Source organism: Rhizobium sp. M10 (assembly GCF_002531955.1).
GTDB lineage: Bacteria > Pseudomonadota > Alphaproteobacteria > Rhizobiales > Rhizobiaceae > Rhizobium > Rhizobium etli_C.
The window spans coordinates 182,211-202,137 of sequence record NZ_NWTA01000010.1; the positions used below are offsets into that span (position 1 = coordinate 182,211).

23 protein-coding genes are annotated in these 19,927 nt (G+C 60.3%); 17 read left to right on the plus strand and 6 right to left on the minus strand.

The window, feature by feature from the left end; all coding sequences use genetic code 11:
* Positions 1–7: 7 nt before the first annotated feature.
* Complete coding sequence (gene hpaH / locus CO671_RS18370) at positions 8–790, minus strand: 2-oxo-hept-4-ene-1,7-dioate hydratase (RefSeq protein ID WP_097607092.1); 783 nt, start codon at positions 788–790, stop codon at positions 8–10.
* A gap of 21 nt (positions 791–811) precedes the next feature.
* The gene (locus tag CO671_RS18375; protein WP_097607093.1) at positions 812–1,705 is read right to left on the minus strand and encodes an intradiol ring-cleavage dioxygenase; all 894 of its coding nucleotides are present in this window, start codon (positions 1,703–1,705) and stop codon (positions 812–814) included.
* A gap of 249 nt (positions 1,706–1,954) precedes the next feature.
* Here CO671_RS18375 and CO671_RS18380 point away from each other — a divergent pair, with 249 nt between their 5' ends.
* Genes CO671_RS18380 through aroQ form a run of 9 tightly spaced genes read left to right on the plus strand, consistent with a single transcriptional unit; the run spans position 1,955 to position 8,266 of the window.
* The gene (locus CO671_RS18380) at positions 1,955–2,692 is read left to right on the plus strand and encodes a GntR family transcriptional regulator (protein ID WP_097607094.1); all 738 of its coding nucleotides are present in this window, start codon (positions 1,955–1,957) and stop codon (positions 2,690–2,692) included.
* Entirely contained in the window at positions 2,692–3,513 is an 822-nt protein-coding gene (locus CO671_RS18385) for a sugar phosphate isomerase/epimerase (RefSeq protein WP_170965001.1), read from the plus strand. Before CO671_RS18380 ends, CO671_RS18385 begins: the two co-directional genes overlap by 1 nt.
* A 46-nt stretch (positions 3,514–3,559) precedes the next feature.
* Positions 3,560–4,228 (plus strand): amino acid ABC transporter permease, encoded by a 669-nt coding sequence (locus tag CO671_RS18390; RefSeq protein ID WP_097607096.1) that lies wholly within the window; start codon positions 3,560–3,562, stop codon positions 4,226–4,228.
* A 9-nt stretch (positions 4,229–4,237) separates the two neighbouring features.
* On the plus strand, positions 4,238–4,888 hold the full coding sequence (locus CO671_RS18395; RefSeq protein ID WP_097607097.1) for an amino acid ABC transporter permease: 651 nt from the start codon (positions 4,238–4,240) through the stop codon (positions 4,886–4,888).
* A gap of 40 nt (positions 4,889–4,928) precedes the next feature.
* A complete protein-coding gene (locus CO671_RS18400; protein ID WP_097607098.1) occupies positions 4,929–5,753 on the plus strand; it encodes a transporter substrate-binding domain-containing protein in 825 nt (274 codons plus the stop codon).
* 19 nt (positions 5,754–5,772) lie between these two features.
* Complete coding sequence (locus CO671_RS18405; protein ID WP_097607135.1) at positions 5,773–6,534, plus strand: amino acid ABC transporter ATP-binding protein; 762 nt, start codon at positions 5,773–5,775, stop codon at positions 6,532–6,534.
* Positions 6,535–6,552: 18 nt separating this feature from the next.
* Entirely contained in the window at positions 6,553–7,401 is an 849-nt protein-coding gene (locus tag CO671_RS18410; protein WP_170965003.1) for a shikimate dehydrogenase, read from the plus strand.
* 15 nt (positions 7,402–7,416) lie between these two features.
* The gene (locus CO671_RS18415) at positions 7,417–7,785 is read left to right on the plus strand and encodes a 5-carboxymethyl-2-hydroxymuconate Delta-isomerase (protein WP_097607100.1); all 369 of its coding nucleotides are present in this window, start codon (positions 7,417–7,419) and stop codon (positions 7,783–7,785) included.
* 31 nt (positions 7,786–7,816) lie between these two features.
* Positions 7,817–8,266: a type II 3-dehydroquinate dehydratase gene (gene aroQ / locus CO671_RS18420; protein ID WP_097607101.1), complete on the plus strand. Its 450-nt coding sequence runs from the start codon at positions 7,817–7,819 to the stop codon at positions 8,264–8,266.
* A 163-nt stretch (positions 8,267–8,429) separates the two neighbouring features.
* Here aroQ and CO671_RS18425 read toward each other — a convergent pair whose 3' ends face one another.
* The 4 genes from CO671_RS18425 to CO671_RS18440 all read right to left on the minus strand — a co-directional run bounded on the left by CO671_RS18425 (position 8,430) and on the right by CO671_RS18440 (position 11,371).
* Positions 8,430–8,861 carry an HIT family protein gene (locus CO671_RS18425; RefSeq protein WP_097607102.1) on the minus strand — a complete coding sequence of 144 codons (432 nt, stop codon included), beginning with the start codon at positions 8,859–8,861 and terminating at the stop codon, positions 8,430–8,432.
* Between the two features lie 54 nt (positions 8,862–8,915).
* Positions 8,916–10,106, minus strand: coding sequence for a GNAT family N-acetyltransferase (locus CO671_RS18430; RefSeq protein WP_097607103.1), 1,191 nt, complete (start codon positions 10,104–10,106; stop codon positions 8,916–8,918).
* A gap of 78 nt (positions 10,107–10,184) precedes the next feature.
* Positions 10,185–10,904, minus strand: coding sequence for a glycerophosphodiester phosphodiesterase (locus tag CO671_RS18435; RefSeq protein ID WP_097607104.1), 720 nt, complete (start codon positions 10,902–10,904; stop codon positions 10,185–10,187).
* A complete protein-coding gene (locus CO671_RS18440) occupies positions 10,901–11,371 on the minus strand; it encodes a RidA family protein (RefSeq protein WP_097607105.1) in 471 nt (156 codons plus the stop codon). The genes CO671_RS18435 and CO671_RS18440 overlap by 4 nt, the downstream gene beginning before the upstream one ends.
* Positions 11,372–11,507: 136 nt before the next feature.
* Between CO671_RS18440 and CO671_RS18445 the strand changes: the two genes are divergently transcribed.
* From CO671_RS18445 to pyrH, 8 genes are all read left to right on the plus strand, one after another.
* Positions 11,508–12,344, plus strand: coding sequence for a cell envelope integrity EipB family protein (locus CO671_RS18445; RefSeq protein ID WP_097607106.1), 837 nt, complete (start codon positions 11,508–11,510; stop codon positions 12,342–12,344).
* Between the two features lie 194 nt (positions 12,345–12,538).
* Positions 12,539–13,615 (plus strand): toxic anion resistance protein, encoded by a 1,077-nt coding sequence (locus CO671_RS18450; protein ID WP_097607107.1) that lies wholly within the window; start codon positions 12,539–12,541, stop codon positions 13,613–13,615.
* 14 nt (positions 13,616–13,629) lie between these two features.
* Positions 13,630–15,198 carry a substrate-binding domain-containing protein gene (locus tag CO671_RS18455; protein WP_097607136.1) on the plus strand — a complete coding sequence of 523 codons (1,569 nt, stop codon included), beginning with the start codon at positions 13,630–13,632 and terminating at the stop codon, positions 15,196–15,198.
* 7 nt (positions 15,199–15,205) lie between these two features.
* A complete protein-coding gene (locus CO671_RS18460; RefSeq protein WP_097607108.1) occupies positions 15,206–15,823 on the plus strand; it encodes a 5-bromo-4-chloroindolyl phosphate hydrolysis family protein in 618 nt (205 codons plus the stop codon).
* The gene (locus tag CO671_RS18465; RefSeq protein WP_097607109.1) at positions 15,823–16,929 is read left to right on the plus strand and encodes a substrate-binding domain-containing protein; all 1,107 of its coding nucleotides are present in this window, start codon (positions 15,823–15,825) and stop codon (positions 16,927–16,929) included. Before CO671_RS18460 ends, CO671_RS18465 begins: the two co-directional genes overlap by 1 nt.
* A gap of 232 nt (positions 16,930–17,161) precedes the next feature.
* Complete coding sequence (rpsB, locus tag CO671_RS18470) at positions 17,162–17,929, plus strand: 30S ribosomal protein S2 (RefSeq protein ID WP_008526906.1); 768 nt, start codon at positions 17,162–17,164, stop codon at positions 17,927–17,929.
* Between the two features lie 240 nt (positions 17,930–18,169).
* Positions 18,170–19,096: a translation elongation factor Ts gene (gene tsf / locus CO671_RS18475; protein ID WP_097607110.1), complete on the plus strand. Its 927-nt coding sequence runs from the start codon at positions 18,170–18,172 to the stop codon at positions 19,094–19,096.
* 96 nt (positions 19,097–19,192) lie between these two features.
* On the plus strand, positions 19,193–19,915 hold the full coding sequence (gene pyrH, locus CO671_RS18480; protein ID WP_010029145.1) for a UMP kinase: 723 nt from the start codon (positions 19,193–19,195) through the stop codon (positions 19,913–19,915).
* Positions 19,916–19,927: the final 12 nt, after the last annotated feature.

Genomic DNA, 19,927 nt, shown 5'->3' on the forward strand with positions numbered 1-19,927 from the left:
CGCAACCTCACACAAACGAAACGCCGATGGAGCCGACCGGCCCGTAATCAGCCTGGATGACATCGCCCTTGGCGATATCCACGGGGCGGGTGAACGAACCGGCAAGAACGATCTGGCCCTTCTTCAAGCCGCCTCCGACAGCATGGAGCTTGTTCACGAGCCATGCGATTCCGGCGGCTGGATGCCCCATGATGGCTGCGGAAACGCCCGACTCCTCGATGGTTCCATTTTTCGAAAGCGTTGCGCCGACCCAGCGGATATCGATATCCATCGGCCGGACGATACGACCACCCACGACGATCGCTCCGAAAGCCGCGTTGTCGGCGATCGTGTCGGTGATCGCTCTTGGCACTTCGGTTCGATAGTCGATGATTTCGAGAGCGGGAACGACAAATTCGGTCGCCCTCATCACGTCATAGATACGGGTGCTTGGACCTTCAAGATCCTCACCCATTACGAATGCGAGTTCGACTTCGAGACGAGGCTTGATGAACAGATCCGCTTTGATCTGCGCTCCATCATTGAAGAGAGCGTCGTCGAGAATGACGCCGTAATCGGGCTCCGTCATCTTCGAGGCCATCTGCATTGCCCGCGACGTCAGTCCGATCTTGTGGCCGACGATCCGTGCACCTTTAGCAATCCGCGCCTGCGCCCAGAGCGCTTGTATCTTGTAGGCGTCTTCGAGTTCCAGGTCCGGATATGTCTTGCTTGGCTGGATGATTGGCTTGCGTTCGACTTCGGCCCTCAGCAGCGCGTCGGCTGCCTCCTGGCGTTCCTTTTCCGTGATCATGATTTGGCTCTGCTGGTTTCGTTATTTGATCGGAGGGCGCGGCAGGGCTGCCTCACCCGGCTCCATGACATAGGTGTAGTCGAGCGAGAACCACGGTCCTGCGACGTCCGCGTCGGACGGGTGCGGTTCTTCATGCCGGACGAAGTTGCCCGTCAACGCCGCGGTCACGCCAAACTGCACGTCGGAGTCGATATTTGGATCGCTCGGGTCGAAGACCTGGGAGATGAGTGTCTTGTACCCGCGCTTAAAGATGAGTGCGTGCAGATGGGCGGGGCGATAGGGGTGACGGCCTTGCGCCTTGAGAAGGCGACCCACGACCCCGTCCACCGGGATCGGATAACCAACCATCTTGACCGTTCTGAACCAGAAGCGGCCTTCTTCGTTCGTGGTGAGCTTCCCACGGAGATTCATTTCTGCCTGATCGGGATCCTGGTTTTCGTAAAGACCGACAGGCGACGCATGCCACACGTCGACCTCGGCGCCTGCTACAGGCTTGCCGTCCCGATCGATCACCTTCGCATGGACGAACAAAGGCGTGCCTGGAGTCTCGGACCGGATGATGGTTCCACCGTTCTCCACTCGCGGAGAGTTAAGCCGCCAGAATGGTCCGAGCAACGATTGCGACGTCTCCGTCTGCCCTTTGTCACCGTTATTGAGCAGGCAGACGAGCGAAGAGACGCCGAGCGATCCTGCCATCAGCACGAACTCGTTGTGACTATCAGTCTGCAATTGGCCAATTTCGTTGAGGAGCGCTGTAGCCTCGCGGAATTCAGCTTCCGAAAGCCTGACCTCCCGTACGAACGCGTGGAGGTGCTTCACCATTGCGACGAGTATTTCACGCAGCCTGGGATCCGCGGTGTGGTTCATCACGGCGAGGACGGCAGGCGTCAACTCGCTCTCGGTTCTGATTGGCATGCTGCCACCTCCTCATGTCGCTCCAGTATCAAAATAATCGATTATTTGTCAAGCTGAGTAGCTGCTGCTCAACCGCTATGTTTGCCCTGTTTAACTGATAAAGACGAGTTAAAGTACTGGTATATAACAGAAATATTGTCTTCGGTGAGCGGATTTGTGGGGCAAAATCTGCTTTTCCCAGGGTCAAGTTGACATTAATAATCGTTTATTATATCGATCATCGAAAGTTTTGATTGTCTGGGAGGAGAGATGGACTCGAGCGACGACGGCGCCCGTGGCGCACTGACAGAAGAAGACGCGCCGTCCGCTGCTTTTGCCGACGATGGAAAAAACACCATCGGCAGCCAGCTCGCTTCGCGTCTTCGAGAGGCCATCATTTCCGGGGAACTGGAGGCGGGCAGCAAGATCAATCTCGACAGGGCGCGAAAGACGTTCAACGTCAGCCTGAGCCCCTTGCGCGAAGGCCTGGCCCGACTCATTTCCGACGGCTTGGTTGAGTTTCAGGACAATCGAGGCTATCGCGTCGCCCCGATCTCGCTTGCCAATCTCGAAGAAGTTACGACCCTTCGGGAGGAGCTCGAGGTCTTCGCGCTGCGCGAATCCATTCGCGTCGGCGACGTCGAGTGGGAGGGCAACATCATGCGTGCGCTCCATCGTCTGAACCGCACTGAGCGCGATGCCGCCCGTCCCGAAACCCTGGAACACTGGGAGGCGCTGCACCGCGAATTCCACCTCACCTTGATCTCGGGCTGTGGCAAGCCCCTGCTTCTTCACTTCTGCAATCTTCTGCTGAATCTGAACGATCGATACCGCCGCGCCTTCCTTGTCCGCACATCCGGGGACCGCAATGTAGGTCAGGAACACAGCGAGATTGCGCAGGGCGCCGTAGCACGCGACGTTGAATATGCTTGCGAGAAGCTGCGACAGCACATCCATCGCACCGGAACCAATCTTCGCAACCATCTTGCGACGAAAGGCGTCGTATGATGGCCGCCTCAAGACCAAAAGCGGCGCTCCCGATCGGCGTCGCGCACTTCTCGTCTATAATGCTGCCCCCTACGGAGTTCGCAAAGATTGCCGGACGCGCAGGTTTCTCCAGGGTCGGCCTCAGGCTCCATCCAGCCTTTCCCGGCGCGCCGTACTATGAACTGCCTGTCGGTAGCGCAGCAGCCAGCGAGTTGAAGGCTGTGCTTGCCGGTGAAGAAGTAGAGGTCTTCGATATCGAGTTCTTCGTCATCGATCCCTCTTTCGACGCGTCGTCGGTGGAGGCGACCCTCGCCGCTGCTGCGAACATTGGAGCGCGTCAGCTCAGCGTCTGTGGTGACGATCCGGATCATGCCAGACTGTTATCGAACTTTTCGGATTTCTGCGTCCTCGCGGGACGGTACGGCTTGGCGGTAGACATCGAAAACATGGGCTGGCGGGTGGTCAAAGCCTTTGAAGACAGCATCGACCTCGTGAGAGGGGCGGGGATGGATAATGCCGGCGTTCTCGTCGATGGCATTCATTTCTTCAGGAACGGCGCGGCTCTGGCAGACTTGCGGGCCAACCTCGACAAAGTGAAACATGTTCAACTATGCGACGTAGCCGGTCCGGCGCCGACAAAGCCGGAGGAAATGATCGCGGAAGCAAGAAGCGGCCGACTGCCTCCAGGCGAGGGGGAGCTGCCTTTGGGCGATTTGGTTGCCGTGGTCGGCACCGCCGCTTCCATCTCGGTGGAGGTGCCTCTGGTCGGATCCGTGGCGCCGGAGGTTCACCTCAAACATCTTTTCAACTGCGCGGAAAGAACGGTCAGACCGGATCGATAGTCCGGCGCGGATGCAAATGATCCGCACCGGAAGGAGGAAATCATACATGGGTTATACATTCGAATTTGGTGCGGTCTTTGACCGCGCCCCGGAGTTGCTTTGGGGTTCGCTCGGTACGATCGGTCTGGCGCTGGCCGGAATGCTCCTCGCGCTCCTAATCGGCATTCTCGGCGTTGCCGCAAAAACGTCCAAGATCCCGCTCGTTCGAGCTCCCGTGACCGGGTTCGTCGAAGTCGTCCGGAACACGCCTTTCCTCGTGCAGATTTTCTTCATCTATTTCGCGCTTCCCTTGATGGGGATACGCCTGAACCCGACCGTCACTGCGATCATCGCGCTCGGCATCAACGGCGGTGCATACGCGATCGAGATCATCCGCGGCGGCGTCGAGAGCATCAGCAAAGGTCAGATCGAGGCAGGCTTCGCGCTTGGCCTCCATAAGGGCGATGTCTTCCGGCTGATCGTGCTGAAGCCGGCTCTCCGGGCAATCTACCCGTCGCTCACAAGTCAGTTCGTGATGCTGACCCTCACGACCTCTGTCTGCACCTCGATCGCAGCCTACGAGCTAACATCGGCGGCGCAGAGAATCGAATCCGATACGTTCCGCAGCTTCGAGGTCTACTTCACCGTAACCGCCATCTACCTCGTCATTTCGACCCTGATGATGGGTATGTTCGCCCTCATTTCCCGCCACCAGTTCAATTACCCGACGCGATAGGAGGCACTTATGAGTCCCATCGGCGAAAACGAATTTCTCTTCATCTTGCAGGGCCTCAAATGGACCGTACTGCTAGCGATCATCGGCTTTGTAGGTGGAGGCGTGTTCGGGATATTGATCGCCCTGGCGCGCACATCGAAAAATCGGACCGCGCGCATTGCGACTTCGGGCTACATCGCACTCTTCCAGGGCACGCCGCTTCTGATGCAGCTTTTCGTCGTGTACTACGGCGTGGCGTTGCTCGGCATTGACGTCAATGCCTGGCTCGCGGTGGCTATTGCCTTCACTCTTCATGCGAGTGCCTTCCTCGGCGAGATCTGGCGCGGCTCCATCGAAGCCGTTCCGAAAGGTCAGAGCGAAGCCGCAAACGCGCTTGGCCTGCACTACGTATCGCGGATGAGGGACGTCATCCTTCCGCAAGCCCTGAAAATCTCCATGCCTGCGACCATCGGCTTCCTAGTCCAGCTCATCAAAGGAACCTCGCTCGCCGCGATCGTCGGCTTTATCGAGCTGACCCGAGCTGGACAGATTATCTCGAACCAGACCTACCGGCCGCTCCTCGTCTTCGGGATCGTCGGCGTGATCTATTTCATCATTTGCTGGCCGCTGTCGCACCTTGGAAGCGGCCTCGAAAAACGGATGGCGAAAGCAGTCCGCTAACCGCTTCGTTAGAAGCAAAACCAAAGAGGAGGAGTAAGCAATGCAGATCAACCGTAGGAAATTTCTGGGAGTCGCTTTTGCAACGGCCGCTTTCGCCACCATCGGCGCCGCCGCCGCATCGGCCGCCACGGTCGAAGAGATCAAAGCCAAGGGCACTCTCGTCGTCGGCATTCAGGGCGACAACGCACCATGGGGCTTTGTGAATACGAGCGGCAAACAGGACGGCTTCGACGCCGACATCGCGACGCTGTTCGCCAAGGAACTCGGCGTGAAGGTCGAGTTCCAGCCGCTCGCGGTCGCCAACCGAATTCCGGCGCTGACGACGGGGAAGGTGGATATCCTGTTCGCCACAATGGCCATGACCGAGGAGCGTGCCAAATCGATCCAGTACAGCAAGCCGTATGCGGCGAACACAATTTCGCTCTATGCCGCCAAGGCCGATGCCGCAAAGGCGCCGGCCGATGTAGCTGGCTGGGAGATCGGTGTGCCGAAGTCGAGCTCGCAGGATAAGGCTGTGACGGACGCCGTAGGATCGACTGCAACGATCCGCCGCTTCGACGATGACGCCGCCACGATCCAGGCTCTCATTTCGGGACAGGTAAAGGCTGTCGGCGGCAACCAGTTCTACGGACAGAGGCTCGATGCGGCCAGCGCCGGGACTTACGAGCGTAAGATCGACTTCCTGAAGACCTATAACGGCGTCGGAACTCGCCTTGGCGAGAAGGACTGGAACGAAGCCGCCAACAGCTTCCTCGACAAGATCAAGGCAAGCGGGGAGCTGGCGGCCATCACCAAGAAGTGGATGGGCATCGACCTTCCTACATTCCCAGAATCCATCCCCAACATCCCGTTCACCGTCAAGTAAAGCATACATGGAGGGCGCCGTGCTCAATTCTTCAAACGATCAGTCGACGTTGATTTCACTCGAGAAGCTGGAGAAATGGTACGGCTCCTTCCATGCTCTGAAAAACATCAGCCTGTCGGTTCGCAAAGGCGAGAAGATCGTCCTTTGCGGCCCATCGGGTTCTGGCAAATCTACTTTGATCCGCTGCATCAACGCGCTTGAGACGATCCAGGACGGGAAGGTCGTCGTCGAAGGACAGCTGCTGGATGGCAGCACCAAGGCTGTGGACACGATCCGACGCGAAGTGGGCATGGTGTTCCAGAGTTTCAATTTGTTCCCTCACATGACCGTACTTCAGAACTGCACGCTAGCCCCCATGCGCGTTCGCGGCACCAGCCGCGCCGACGCCGAACGACTGGCACGAAAATATCTGGAGCGTGTCCGTATTCTTGATCAGGCGGAAAAATATCCCGCCCAGCTTTCCGGAGGCCAGCAGCAGCGCGTCGCGATCGCGCGTGCGCTCTGCATGGAGCCGAAAGTGATGCTGTTCGATGAGCCCACGAGCGCGCTAGACCCCGAGATGGTCAAGGAAGTGCTAGATACAATGATCGGGCTCGCACGCGACGGCATGACCATGATCTGTGTCACCCATGAAATGGGCTTCGCCCGCCAGGTAGCAGACAGGGTCATCTTCATGGCCTCCGGTGAGATCATCGAAGAGGCTGAACCCGAGATTTTCTTCAAGGCTCCTCAGCACGAGCGCACCAAGGCGTTTCTCGGCGAAATACTTGCCCATCACTGATTTGGTAGAGCTATCAAAATGGACAACAGGAAATTTCATGTCGGGCTGATCGGAGCGGACGTTCAGATGTCGAAGTCGCCGGCTCTCCACGAGACCGAAGCATATCAGCTTGGACTGGAATATCGGTACGAGCTTCTCGATCTGGCCGAGCGTGGTCTCCCTGCATCTGCGCTGCCAGATCTTCTCGACGAGATCGAACGCCGGGGTTTTGCGGGAAGCAACATCACTCACCCGTGCAAGCAGACCGTTATCACTCACCTTACCGATCTGTCGGAAGATGCCCGTATGCTCGGTGCAGTCAACACGGTCGTGCTTCGCAATGGAAGGCGGATTGGGCACAACACCGATTGGTATGGCTTTTATAAGAATTTCGAGCGCGGATTGCCCGATGTTGCCAAAACACATGCGGTCCTGCTTGGCGCAGGCGGCGCGGGGGTCGCAGTCGCGCACGCAGCCATCAAGCTCGGAATCGAGCTGCTCTCGATCTTCGACCAGGACGCAAATCGCGCCGCCACGCTTGCCGATCAGCTCAATCAGCGCTTCTCAAAAAGGTGCGCTCAGCCGATCAGGGATGTCAGCGCCACGCTCGCTTCGGCCGACGGGCTGATCCACGCCACGCCGACGGGTATGCGAAGCCATCCTGGCATTCCGATCGACCCGGAAGCGCTTCAGTCGCGTCACTGGGTGGCTGATATTGTCTACATGCCCGTCGTGACCGAACTTCTGGCTTTGGCCGAGAAGAAGGGCTGCAGAACGCTGCCCGGTGGTGGAATGACGGTATTCCAGGCCGCCGCGGCGTTCGAATTGTTTACCAGCGTGCAGCCGGACGCGGAACGAATGTCGCGTCATTTCGAAGAGTTGTGCTGAGCTGGAGGACATGCGATGCCGCATATCATCATTGACTATAGCAGGGGCGCTGCCGAACGCGTCGTTATTGACGAGCTGACCAGAGCAGTGCATCGCCGAGTCCGCGACGGGGGCCTCGTAAAGCCTACTATAGTTCGCACATTCGCCAGGGAAGCGACTTTCTCCTGCGTCGGTGACGAACATGCCGACAATCACTTCATTCAAATAATTGTGCGTGTGGCTCCCGGACGGCCGATGGAGACCAAACGAGAACTGCTGAAAGCGGTTCTCGACGCCGCTCGGAATGTCGCAGCAGCCGCACTGCAGGAAGGGCGGCTTGGGCTTCGCGCCGATCTCTACGAATCCGATCCGAATTTCGCATTCCAGGAAATAGCACTCGCCTGAACTCGTCGGTGCTTTCACAAGGGTAATTGCAATGAGCCTGATCTATGTTCTTAACGGCCCAAATCTCAACCTACTGGGCAAGCGCCAGCCTCACATCTACGGCCACGAGACACTGGCCGACGTCGAGGCCTCCTGCCGGAGGCTGGCATCGGAACTCGGACACGAGCTCCGCTTCCACCAGAGCAACCGCGAATACGAAATCATCGACTGGATCCATGAAGCGCGTGAGAATGGTGCCGGCATCGTGATCAATCCTGCTGCATTCACGCACACGTCGCTTGCCATCCTCGACGCTCTGAATACGTTCGAAGGTCCCGTCATCGAGATCCATATCTCCAACGTGCATAAGCGCGAAAGCTTCCGCCATCACTCCTTTGTCTCCCACCGGGCAGACGGCGTAATCGCCGGCCTTGGGACAGAAGGCTACCAGCTCGGTATCCGCCGCGTGGCGACAATGCTAAAGACCCCGAAGAACGGCTAACGCATAATGGTCGACCGGGTCAAACTAGCGGTCCTCGGGGCGGGGCTGATTGGAAAGCGTCCTATTCGACAGTCTTGGAAGAACCCGCGGGGCTTTGATTGAGAAGCCGGCGGAACACACTTTCAGCGCGCGTTGCGCCGCCCTGAAGCACGTCACGTGCTACCTATGCCAGAGCTGCCCTGATCTTTTCGGCATTGGCGGCAAGCACCGCGCCGTCCTCCATCTTGCCGGAATGCGGCTTGAGCGCCACGCCTTCATGACGGGGAATGATGTGGAAATGCAAATGGAACACCGTCTGCCCGGCGGCTGGTTCGTTGAATTGGGCGATAAACACACCATCGGCATCGAACACCTCTTCGAGCGCCTTGGCGACCTTCTGCACGACGGTGATGGCATGGGCGAGGGTAGCGGGATCGGCATCGAGGATATTGCGTGAAGGCGCCTTCGGAACGACGAGCACATGGCCCGGCGCCTGCGGCATCACATCCATGAAGGCGACGGTATGCTGATCCTCATAGATACGGTGCGAGGGGATTTCGCCGCGCAGGATCTTGGCGAAGATGTTGTTGTCGTCATAAGCGGCCGGCTTGGTCATCGCGAAATCTCCTCACTTTCTATTTGATCGGGTAGCGCGCTCGGCAGGGCGGCGTCAATCCTCCTGCTGGCGCTCGCCCTTGCGGAAGGGGCTGTGCTCGGCCAGCAGCTCGCCCATCTGTTCGACATCGGCGCGCTCGCGGGCGAGATAATCGCCGATCGCCCGACGAAGGCCGGCATGGGCGACATAATGGGCCGAATGCGTCGTCACCGGTAGGTAGCCGCGGGCGAGCTTGTGTTCGCCCTGGGCGCCGGCCTCGACCCGCTTCAACCCTTTCGTAAGGGCAAAATCGATCGCCTGGTGATAGCAGACCTCGAAATGCAGGAAGGGGTGATCCTCGATGCAGCCCCAGTGACGGCCGTAGAGCGTCTCGCCGCCGATGAAGTTGATCGCGCCGGCGACGTAGCGCCCGTCGCGCTTGGCCATGACGAGCAGGATGTCGTCGGCCATGCGCTCGCCGATCAGCGAGTAGAATTTGCGGGTGAGGTAGGGCCGGCCCCATTTGCGCCCGCCGGTATCCATGTAGAATTTGAAGAACTGGTCCCAGATGCGTTCCGTCAGGTCGCTGCCGGTCAGCCAGTCGATGCTGATGCCGTTTTCGAGTGCGGCCCGGCGCTCCTTGCGCAATGCCTTGCGTTTGCGCGAGGCGAGCGTTTCGAGGAATTCCTCGTGATTGGCATAGCCGTCATTGATGAAATGGAACTGCTGGTCGGTGCGGTGCAGATAGCCGTCCATCTCGAAGACGCCGATCTCTTCATCAGGGACGAAGGTGACATGGGCCGAGGAGATGCCGAGCCGGCGCACGACCTCCTTCAGGCTTTCGGCGATCGCGCTCTGGATCGGCAGCCGCTGCAGCCCCTCGGCGACGAGAAGCCGCGGACCCGTCGCCGGAGTGAATGGGATAGAGCATTGAAGTTTGGGATAATAGCGCCCGCCGGCCCGCTCGAAGGCATCGGCCCAGCCATGGTCGAAGACATATTCACCCTGGCTGTGGTTCTTGAGGTAGCCGGGCAGGGCGCCGATCAGGTCACCGCGATCGGTCTCGAGCAGCAGGTGATGGCCGAGCCAGCCGGTCTCGGCGGTGGCCGAACCGGATTCTTCCAGCGATGACAAAAAGGCGTGCGAGACGAAGGGATTGTAAGCGATCGTGGTGCCGCTCTTCGATGCCCCGGAAAGCCTGGACCAGCTCTCCGGGGAAATCGCCGTGAAGGAATGTTCGACGCGAATGGTGAGGTCGTCAGTCATGGGGCAAATGCGAAGCCTGTGGGAGCGCGGTTTCGGCTTTCCCTCAATCTGCGCATGATCTTGGCCAAAAAGCGAGCGTCAAACCGCCACACGCGGGTCGAAGCCTTCGAAGGTCATCTGGTCCGCATTGGCGAAGGTCCGCCGGCGGGCGTCTTCGTCGCGCACCGTCCAGGTGATGACGGGAATGCCCTTTTTGCGTTCGCCTGATATGAAGGCATTCGGCAGGTCGTCGTAATAATAGGAGATGAAATCGAGACCGATCTCCAACGCCTTGGCATGCGTTGCGAACTCCTCCGGCGTGTTGCCGTTGGCGGTCAGCCCGAGCGGGTAGGGGGAGCCGAGCGCCTTCAAATCGCGCAGCAGCCAGTGGTCGAAGCTCATCAGCGCCACCTTGCCCTCATAACCCTGAAGCACTTCGAGAACAGATTCGGCAAACCCTTCATCATCGGCCTCGCGGCCCTTCAGCTCCAGCACCAGCGGCACCTTGCCCCGGACGAGATCGAGAAGCTGGCTGAGCGTCGGCACCTTGTCGCTGGTGCCGCCGACGGCGATCAGTCCGAGTTCCCTGGAGGTGCGCTCCCGGATGTCGCCGGTGAGACTGCACAGGCGCTGCAGGTCCTCGTCGTGAAAGATGATCGGCACGCCGTCGGAGGCGTAATGCAGATCGCATTCGATCGCAAAGCCCGCTTCGACGGCGCGCGAAAAGGCCGAAAGCGTGTTTTCCCAGACGAGCTTATTGAGGTCGTGAAAGCCGCGATGGGCGACCGCCACGTCCTTGATCCAGGCCGCATTCGTCATTCTGCGATTTCCATGATAGCATCGATCTCGACGGCGGCGTTCAGCGGCAGGGCTGCCATGCCGACGGCGGCACGCGCATGTTTGCCGGCCTCGCCGAGCACGCCGGCAATCAGGTTCGACGCGCCGTTGATGACGAGATGCTGCTCGACAAAGTCGGGCGCCGAGGCGACGAAGCCGTTCAGCTTGATGACGCGCCGGATGCGGCCGAGATCGCCGCCAAGAGCGGCCTTCGCCTGGGCGAGGATATTGATGGCGCAGAGTTCGGCGCCGCGCTGGCCCCTTGCAACATCGACCGTCTTGCCGAGATGGCCGGCGACGGCGATCTTGCCGCCTTCGAGCGGCAGCTGGCCGGAAATGTAGAGAAGATTGCCGCTGATGACATAGGGAACGTAATTTGCGGCAGGGGCCGCGGCTTCGGGCAGGGTTATCCCCATCTCAGTCAGGCGCGCTGCAATTTCATCGGACATTTTCGTCTCCGCTTTTGTTGTCAATGTTTCAAAAATTATGCATCAAGACTAGAATCTTTAATATGACAGCTTCGAGCCTCGATTTGGCCGAAAGAGTTCATATAACATCGCGGCCGAGTCCAACAGGAGTGAATGAATGTTCCGATCGTCGCTTGCCGCTCTGCTTCTTGCCAGCGTCTCCGCCAATGCATGGGCGGGTGCGCCTGCGGCAAGCGCTGCGGCCGCGACCGGCCTCATCGCCCATCGCGCTGTCTACGATCTCGAATTGAAGGACGCTTCGGACCGCTCCGGCATCGCCGGCATGTACGGCCGCATGGTCTATGAGTTCGACGGCAGCTATTGCCAGGGCTTTACCACCAATTTCCGCTTCGTGACACAGATCGACACCGGCGACAGCGTGCGCGTCAGCGACCAGCAGACGAAGACCTTCGAGAACCTGAAGGACGGCAAGTTCACCTTCGACACCAAATCCTTCACCGACGACCAGCTCGACAAGGAGGTCAACGGTGCCGCTCAGGATCAGCCTGACGGCGTCAAGGTCGATCTCAAGCAGCCGGCGAGCCGCGAGCTGCAACTGGCCGAAAGCCGCTTTCCCACGGAACACATGCTCGATGTGATCCAGAACGCCAAGGACGGCAAGCGCTTCTTCGAGGCGCGCGTTTTTGACGGTTCCGATGACGGCGACAAGGCGCTGGCGACGACGACGATCGTCGGCAAGCAGCAGACGCCGGTTGCCGAGGAGGCCGATGCCGGCAATGCCGGCGCCTTCTCCAAGACCGCGTTCTGGCCGGTGACGATCGCCTATTTCAACGAGAATGCGAAATCCGATTCGCTGCCGGTCTATCGCATGTCCTTCAAGCTCTATGAGAACGGCATCACCCGCGACTTGACGATGGATTACGGCGATTTCGTTCTGACGGGCAAGCTTGCCAAGCTGGAACTGCTCGAGCGCAAGGCCGAGGCTTGTCAGTAGCGGCTTTTCCGCTGTCATAAAACTGTATCATAAAGTTCATTATTGTGTGGGCGACCAGCGATGATTGAGTCGCCTTCTGTCGTCCTGCTCTTCGGATCGGTGCGATCCCAGCGGCCAGTCCATCGCGACGGGGCCTGTAATTTCAAAAGAGGCCTCCAGACAATTACGCGCCGAAAGCCTGGAAAGCCCGCCTCATGGCCGAGACCGATCTCGCGACTGTTCAGAATGCCGCCCTGCCGGTAGTTGCCGCCGATCCGGCGGAAATTGCCCGCATTTCCGATGGCATCGATATCTCCGACCGCGCCGGCATTTCGGTCTATGGTGACCGCGCCCAGCAGTCGGTCAGCGACTATGCCGACAGAATTCTGCGCGAGGTCCGCAACAAGGATCTCGGCGAGATCGGCCGGCTGCTGACCGACATCATCATCAAGTCGAAGAACCTCGATCCGGCATCCCTGAAGGACAAGGGTTTTCTCAGCCGTATGTTCCTTTCGGCGAAAGCGCGGCTCGAACGGTTCAAAGAGGAGTTCGAGGACGTGGCCGGCCAGATCGACCGGATCGGCCTGGAACTCGACAGACACAAGGATACGCTGAGGCGCGACATCGCGCTCCTCGATGATCTGCACGAGGAAACCAAGCAATCGATCATGCGGCTGGATGCCTATGTGCAGGCCGGCAAGACGTTCGCCGAGCGTTTCCGCAGCGTCGAGCTGCCGAAACTGAAGGCGCAGGCCGAAGCGGCGGCGACCGGTCCCGGCGGCGGCATGCTGGAGGCGCAAACCTATCAGGACAGCCTGCAGGCGCTCGACCGGCTGGAGAAGCGGGTCTTCTATCTGCAGCAGGCGCGCCAGCTCGGCATCCAGCAATTGCCGCAGATCCGCATCGTCCAGTCGGGCGACGAGACATTGATCGAGAACCTGCAGGCAACCTCCGCACTGACCGTCCCGGCCTGGAAGCAGAAGATGGTCATCCTGCTCGGCCTGACGCGGCAGAAATCGGCGCTCGACCTGCAGAAGGCGGTGACGGATGCCACCAACGACATGATCCGCCAGGCATCCGAGATGATGAAGGACCAGGCGATATCAATTGAGCAGCAGTCGCAGCGCGGCATCGTCGATATCGACACGCTCGCCAAGGCGAACAAGGATCTGATCGATACGATATCAGGGGTGCTTCGGGTTCAGGAGGAGGGACGTCGCAAGCGGGCGCTCGCCGAACAGCAGATGGAGCAGATGACGATCGAGCTCAAGAAAGCGATGACTCAGGCGTGATCGACAGAACGACGATGCGAGCGCTGCTTTCAGGCCTGGCACTTCTTGCCGCCCTGGGCCTTACCGGCTGCAATCCCTTCGGCCAGGGGCCGGAGTTCTCAATCGTGTCGGGCTCGGAAAATACCGTCCTGCAGCCGATCGTCGAAGAGTTCTGCAAGCAGAAGAACGCCACCTGCACCTTCAAATATGAGGGCACGCTTGATATCGGCCTGGCGCTGCAGAGCGACCAGGGTGTTGCGCAGGATGCGGTCTGGCCGGCCTCCAGCGTCTGGGTCGACATGTTCGACACCCGGCGCCGGGTCAAGAACCTGACCTCGATCGCCCAGACGCCGGTGGTATTGGGGGTGCGCAGGTCGAAAGCCGAGCAGCTCGGCTGGATCGGCAGGGACGTGTTCATGAAGGACATCCTGGCGGCGGTCGAGAGTGGATCGCTGAAGTTCCTGATGACGTCGGCGACACAATCCAATTCGGGCGCCAGCGCCTATCTCGCCATGCTGTCGAGCGCGCTCGGCAACAAGCCTGTGATCGAACCCGGCGATCTCGACGATAAAAACGTGCAGGAGAGCGTCCGGTCGCTGCTTTCGGGTGTTGTGCGCTCGTCCGGTTCCTCCGGGTGGCTTGCCGATCTCTACGTCGATTCCGCCGGCAAGGGTACGCTCTACGACGCGATGTGGAATTACGAGGCGGTGCTGAAGGAAACCAACGACAAGCTCGCCACCCTGTCGCAGGAGCCGCTTTATGCGATCTACCCGGCCGATGGCGTGGCTATGGCGGATTCGCCGATCGGCTTCGTCGATCATGGCCGCGGGCCCGAAGTCCAGACATTCTTCAACGATCTGCTCGCCTATCTCCGCTCAGGCCCCGTGCAGCAGCGCATCGCCGATACCGGCCGGCGCATCCCGTTGACCGACGTCGCCGCCAAGCCGGAGCCGAACTGGAATTTCGATCCGACCCGGCTGGTGACGGCGATCCGCATGCCCGAGCCGGGCGTCATCCGCCAGGCGCTCACCCTTTATCAGGCGGCGTTGCGCAAACCGTCGCTGACGGCCCTCTGCCTCGATTTTTCCGGTTCGATGCAGGGTGACGGCGAGGACCAGCTGCAGAAGGCGATGCGTTTCCTCTTGACCCCCGACGAGGCGAGCAAGGTGCTGGTGCAGTGGTCGCCGGCCGACCAGATCATCGTCATTCCCTTCGACAGCAGCGTGCGCAACATGTTCATGGCAAGCGGAAATCCGCTGGAGCAGGAGGGGCTGCTGAACGAGATTTCTAGGCAGAAGGCGGACGGCGGCACCAATATGTATGCCTGCGCCGAACGGGCTTTGCAGCAGATCGCCAGAACCGACAGGCTCTCGACTTATCTGCCGGCCATCGTCATCATGACCGACGGCAAGTCCGATGATCAAGCTCAGGCCTTCATGAGCGAGTGGAACGCGATCGAGCCGCATGTACCGATCTTCGGCATCACATTCGGCGACGCCGACAAGACCCAGCTCGACGCCCTTGCCAAGCAGACCTCGGCGCGCGTATTCGACGGCGGTTCGGATCTTGCTGCCGCCTTCCGCACCGCGCGCGGTTACAATTAGGACAGGCATGCGCAACTGGCTCGGCAATGACGGCAACTGGATCGCGGCGGGATTGGCGGCGGCCATCACCGTGCCGCTGTTGAGCTTTGTCGCCGGCATGCCCTTCTGGATTGCCGCCATCATCGCCCTTCTGGTCTTTGCCGGGCTCGTCATTCTGCTGGCGCCGCGCCGGCTGTTCGAAGGCCTCGATCTCAAGCGCATCGGCAGCGGGCGCGTCGCCTTTGCCCGCGACCTCCTGGAGGCGGCCGTTCCCTTTGCTGAAAGGCTGGAGACTGCCGCCGATGCGATCGGCGACAAGCAGGCGGCGACGGCTGTCCGGCACCTTGCCGAAATCGCCGCCGACGTCTTTCGCAAGGTCGAGGCCAAGCCCGAAAGCGCCAATGCAGTTCGCCGGTTTCTCTCTTATTATCTGCCGCGTGCGGCCGAGGTGGCGGAGGGATTTGCCGTGATCGAAGCCAAGCGGGTTCCCGACACGAAGCAGTTGGGGGAAGTGCGCGGCGTGCTGGTGAAGCTCGAAGAGGCCTTCGTTCATTACGCCGACAGCCTCGTCGACGAGGAACTCGGTACGCTCGACACTGATCTGCGCCTCATCCAGGCATCGCTCAAAGAGGATATCGGACGCTGATGGCCCTTTCTCGTCGCGCCTTTGGAGTGGGACTGCTCGGAGCCGGTGTCGCCGGCACCGGCGGTTATTTCGCCGTGCGGGACCGGCCGGAATTGCAGGGCCTGCTGGGCAGCCGCACGACGCTGTTCGGTTTCGTCGGCGGCGAGAAGGAGGCCTTCCTTGCCGACCCCGACGTCATCAGGGCGCTCGGCGCCTACGGATTGACGATGGATAGCCGCGTCGCCGGCTCGGTCGAGATGGTGCGCGAACAGGCGCTGCTGTCACAGCATCCGCAATTTCTGTGGCCGTCGTCTTCGATCATGGTCGATATCGCCCGGCAGAACGGCATCGCTATCCGCAACGACCGCGTCGTGCTGAATACGCCCGTTGTCGTCTATTCCTGGCAGCCCGTGGTCGATGGGCTGATGAAGGCGGGGCTGGTGACGGTGACCAGCGAAGGTCATCATCAGCTCGATCTGAAGGCGCTGCTCGAGGCGATCCTTGCCGGCGCCGACTGGTCGAAGCTCGGCGTCAATTCGCTGTATGGCCGCGCCCGTATCGTCTCGACCGATCCCAACCGCTCCAATTCCGGCTTCATGTTCGCCGGCCTGGTGCTCAGCCTTTTCAGCGGCAATGTCGCGACATCGGCTGATCTCGCTGCATTCGGCGGCAAGGTGCAGGCGATCTTCCGCAACATGGGCTTCAAATCGCCGTCGTCAGGAAAGCTTTTCGATCAGTATCTGGCCGGCGGCCTCGGCGGCGAGCCGATGATCGTCGGCTATGAGAATCAGCTGGTCGAATGGATCCTCGCCGATCCCACGCGCTGGGATCGCATCAAGACGAGCACGGGCGCAAAGCCGGTGGTGCTCTATCCGCGTCCGACCGTCTATTCCGCGCATCCGCTGATCGTCGTCGACGAAAATGCCAACCGGCTGATCGAGGCTCTGACCAGCCCGCGGCTGCAGGAACTTGCCTGGACCAAACACGGCTTCCGCGGTCCCTTGGGCACAGCGACGGGCAATGCCGACAGCGCCATCGGCAACCTGCTGCCGGCCGAGGTCGACGCCATTCTGCCGATGCCGGACGCAGGCGTCATGCTGTCGCTGCTGTCGACGCTGGCAAGCTGAGCGGCGGCATTCGCAGGGCAGGGCAGCGTCGGGATGCGCGGCGGAATCCCTGTTTTTATGCCGAATGGAATGTTTTCCTTGCTTTTATGCCGAACCGAATGTATGGGCACCGGCATTCCACACGTAAGGCATGGGATCGTCCGGGAGAAATCCGGGCTGTTCCGCCGGTGGCATCCTCGAAGAGGGTGCTGTTCGTCTTGCGGAGGTTCAACCGGAAAAGGAGTAACAAGGCATGGCATTGCCTGATTTTTCTATGCGCCAGCTTCTTGAGGCAGGCGTCCACTTCGGCCACCAGACCCATCGCTGGAACCCGAAGATGAAGCCGTATATCTTCGGCGACCGCAACAACATTCACATCATCGATCTGGCCCAGACCGTTCCGATGCTGTCGCGCGCCCTCCAGGTCGTCAGCGACACCGTTGCCCGCGGCGGCCGCGTTCTCTTCGTCGGCACCAAGCGCCAGGCGTCCGAGATCATCGCCGACAGCGCCAAGCGTTCGGCCCAGTACTACGTCAACTCGCGCTGGCTCGGCGGCATGATGACGAACTGGAAGACGATCTCCAACTCGATCCAGCGCCTGCGCAAGCTCGATGAGATCCTTGGTGGCGAAGCCCAGGGCTTCACCAAGAAGGAACGCCTGAACCTCGAGCGCGAACGTGAAAAGCTCGACAAGGCTCTCGGCGGTATCCGCGATATGGGCGGCACCCCCGACCTGATGTTCATCATCGACACCAACAAGGAAAAGATCGCGATCGACGAAGCCAAGCGCCTCGGCATCCCGGTTGTCGCCATCATCGACTCGAACTGCGATCCCGACCTGATCGACTATCCGATCCCGGGCAACGACGACGCATCGCGCGCAATCGCTCTTTACTGCGAGCTGATCTCCCGCGCTGCCATCGACGGCATCGCTCGCCAGCAGAGCTCTTCCGGCCGCGATCTCGGCGCATCCTCCGAAGTTCCGGTCGAGCCGGCTCTCGAAGAAGCAGCCGAAGGCTGATGAAAGCGGGCGGATCGGAAGTTCCGCCAAAGCTTGCATGGACTGGGGAAGGCCGCTCGCGACTCATCGAAGTTCGGCGGCCTTGCCTGTTTCAGGGCGAAGGCGTCAGATGCCTCGCCAGATAAGTTTCGTTATGGCGCGTCTTCATCACGCTGTCATACATACAGGTACATTTCGTGCCTCAATCCGGTGCCGCGCCGCGCTTTGCGGCCCACCGTTTGAACCGACAAGAGGAAGATAATGAGCGAGATTACGGCTGCAATGGTGAAGGAACTGCGCGAAAAGACCGGCGCAGGCATGATGGACTGCAAGAAGGCGCTTGCCGAAACCAATGGCGACATGGAAGCGGCGATCGACTGGCTGCGCGCCAAGGGCATCGCCAAGGCCGACAAGAAGTCCGGCCGTACCGCTGCCGAAGGCCTCATCGGCGTTTCGAGCGAAGGCACCAAGGCCGTCGTCGTCGAAGTCAACTCCGAAACCGACTTCGTCGCCCGTAACGACGCCTTCCAGGATCTCGTCCGCGGCATCGCCAAGGTCGCCGTCTCCACCAACGGCAGCGTCGAGGCCGTTGCGGCCGCGACCTACCCGGCGTTCGGCAAGTCGGTTTCCGACACGATCAAGGATGCGATCGCAACGATCGGCGAGAACATGAACCTGCGCCGCTCGGTCGCTCTCTCCGTCGAGGACGGCGTCGTTGCCACCTATATCCACAATGCCGTTTCCGACGGTCTCGGCAAGCTCGGCGTTCTCGTCGCGTTGAAGTCGACCGGCGACAAGGAAGCCCTGAACGCAATCGGCCGCCAGGTCGCCATGCATATTGCGGCGACCGCACCGCTGGCGATCCGCCCTGAGGAAGTCGATGCCGCCGTCGCCGAGCGCGAGCGCAACGTCTTCATCGAGCAGTCGCGCGCTTCCGGCAAGCCGGACAATATCATCGAGAAGATGGTGGAAGGCCGCATGCGCAAGTTCTTCGAGGAAGTCGCCCTTCTCTCGCAGGCTTTCGTCATCAATCCTGATCTGACCGTCGCAGCCGCCATCAAGGAAGCTGAAAAGGCCGTCGGCGCTTCGATCGAAGTTGCCGGCATGGCCCGTCTTCTGCTCGGCGAAGGCGTCGAGAAGGAAGAGACCGATTTCGCAGCCGAAGTCGCGGCTGCCGTCAAGGGTTGATCTTCCAGCCATAATTCTGAAAACAAGAAGGGCATCGCGTGACAACGCGGTGCCCTTCGTGTATCGGGCATTCACGGCAATTTACGAGGAGCCAAGATGTCTTTAGAGCCTGTCTATAAACGCGTTCTGCTCAAGGCTTCCGGCGAAGCGCTCATGGGTGCCCAGGGTTTCGGGATCGATGTCACGGTGGCGGACCGCATTGCATCCGATATCGCCGAGGCAAGGCATATGGGCGTGGAAGTCGGCGTCGTCGTCGGTGGCGGCAATATTTTCCGCGGTGTCGCGGTGGCATCCAAGGGCGGCGACCGGGTGACCGGCGACCATATGGGCATGCTCGGCACCATCATCAACGCGCTGGCGCTGGCGACCTCGCTGCGCAAGCTCAACATCGACACCGTGGTACTTTCGGCCATCTCCATGCCGGAGATCTGCGAAAGCTTTTCGCAGCGTGCGACCCTCTATCATCTGTCGATGGGACGCGTAGTGATCTTTGCCGGCGGCACCGGCAACCCCTTCTTCACCACCGATTCCGCCGCGGCACTCCGCGCCGCCGAAATGGGTGCGCAGGCGATCTTCAAGGGCACGCAGGTCGATGGCATCTATACCGCCGATCCGAAGAAATATCCCGACGCGACGCGGCTTGATCGGCTGACGCACCAGGAAGTACTGGACAGGGGGCTTGCGGTGATGGACGTTGCCGCCGTGGCGCTCGCCAGGGAGAATTCCATTCCGATCATCGTCTTCTCGATCCACGAGAAGGGCGGTTTTGCCGAAATCTTGACGGGCGGTGGCCTCAAGACCATCGTCTCCGACAACTGATACACGCTGCGC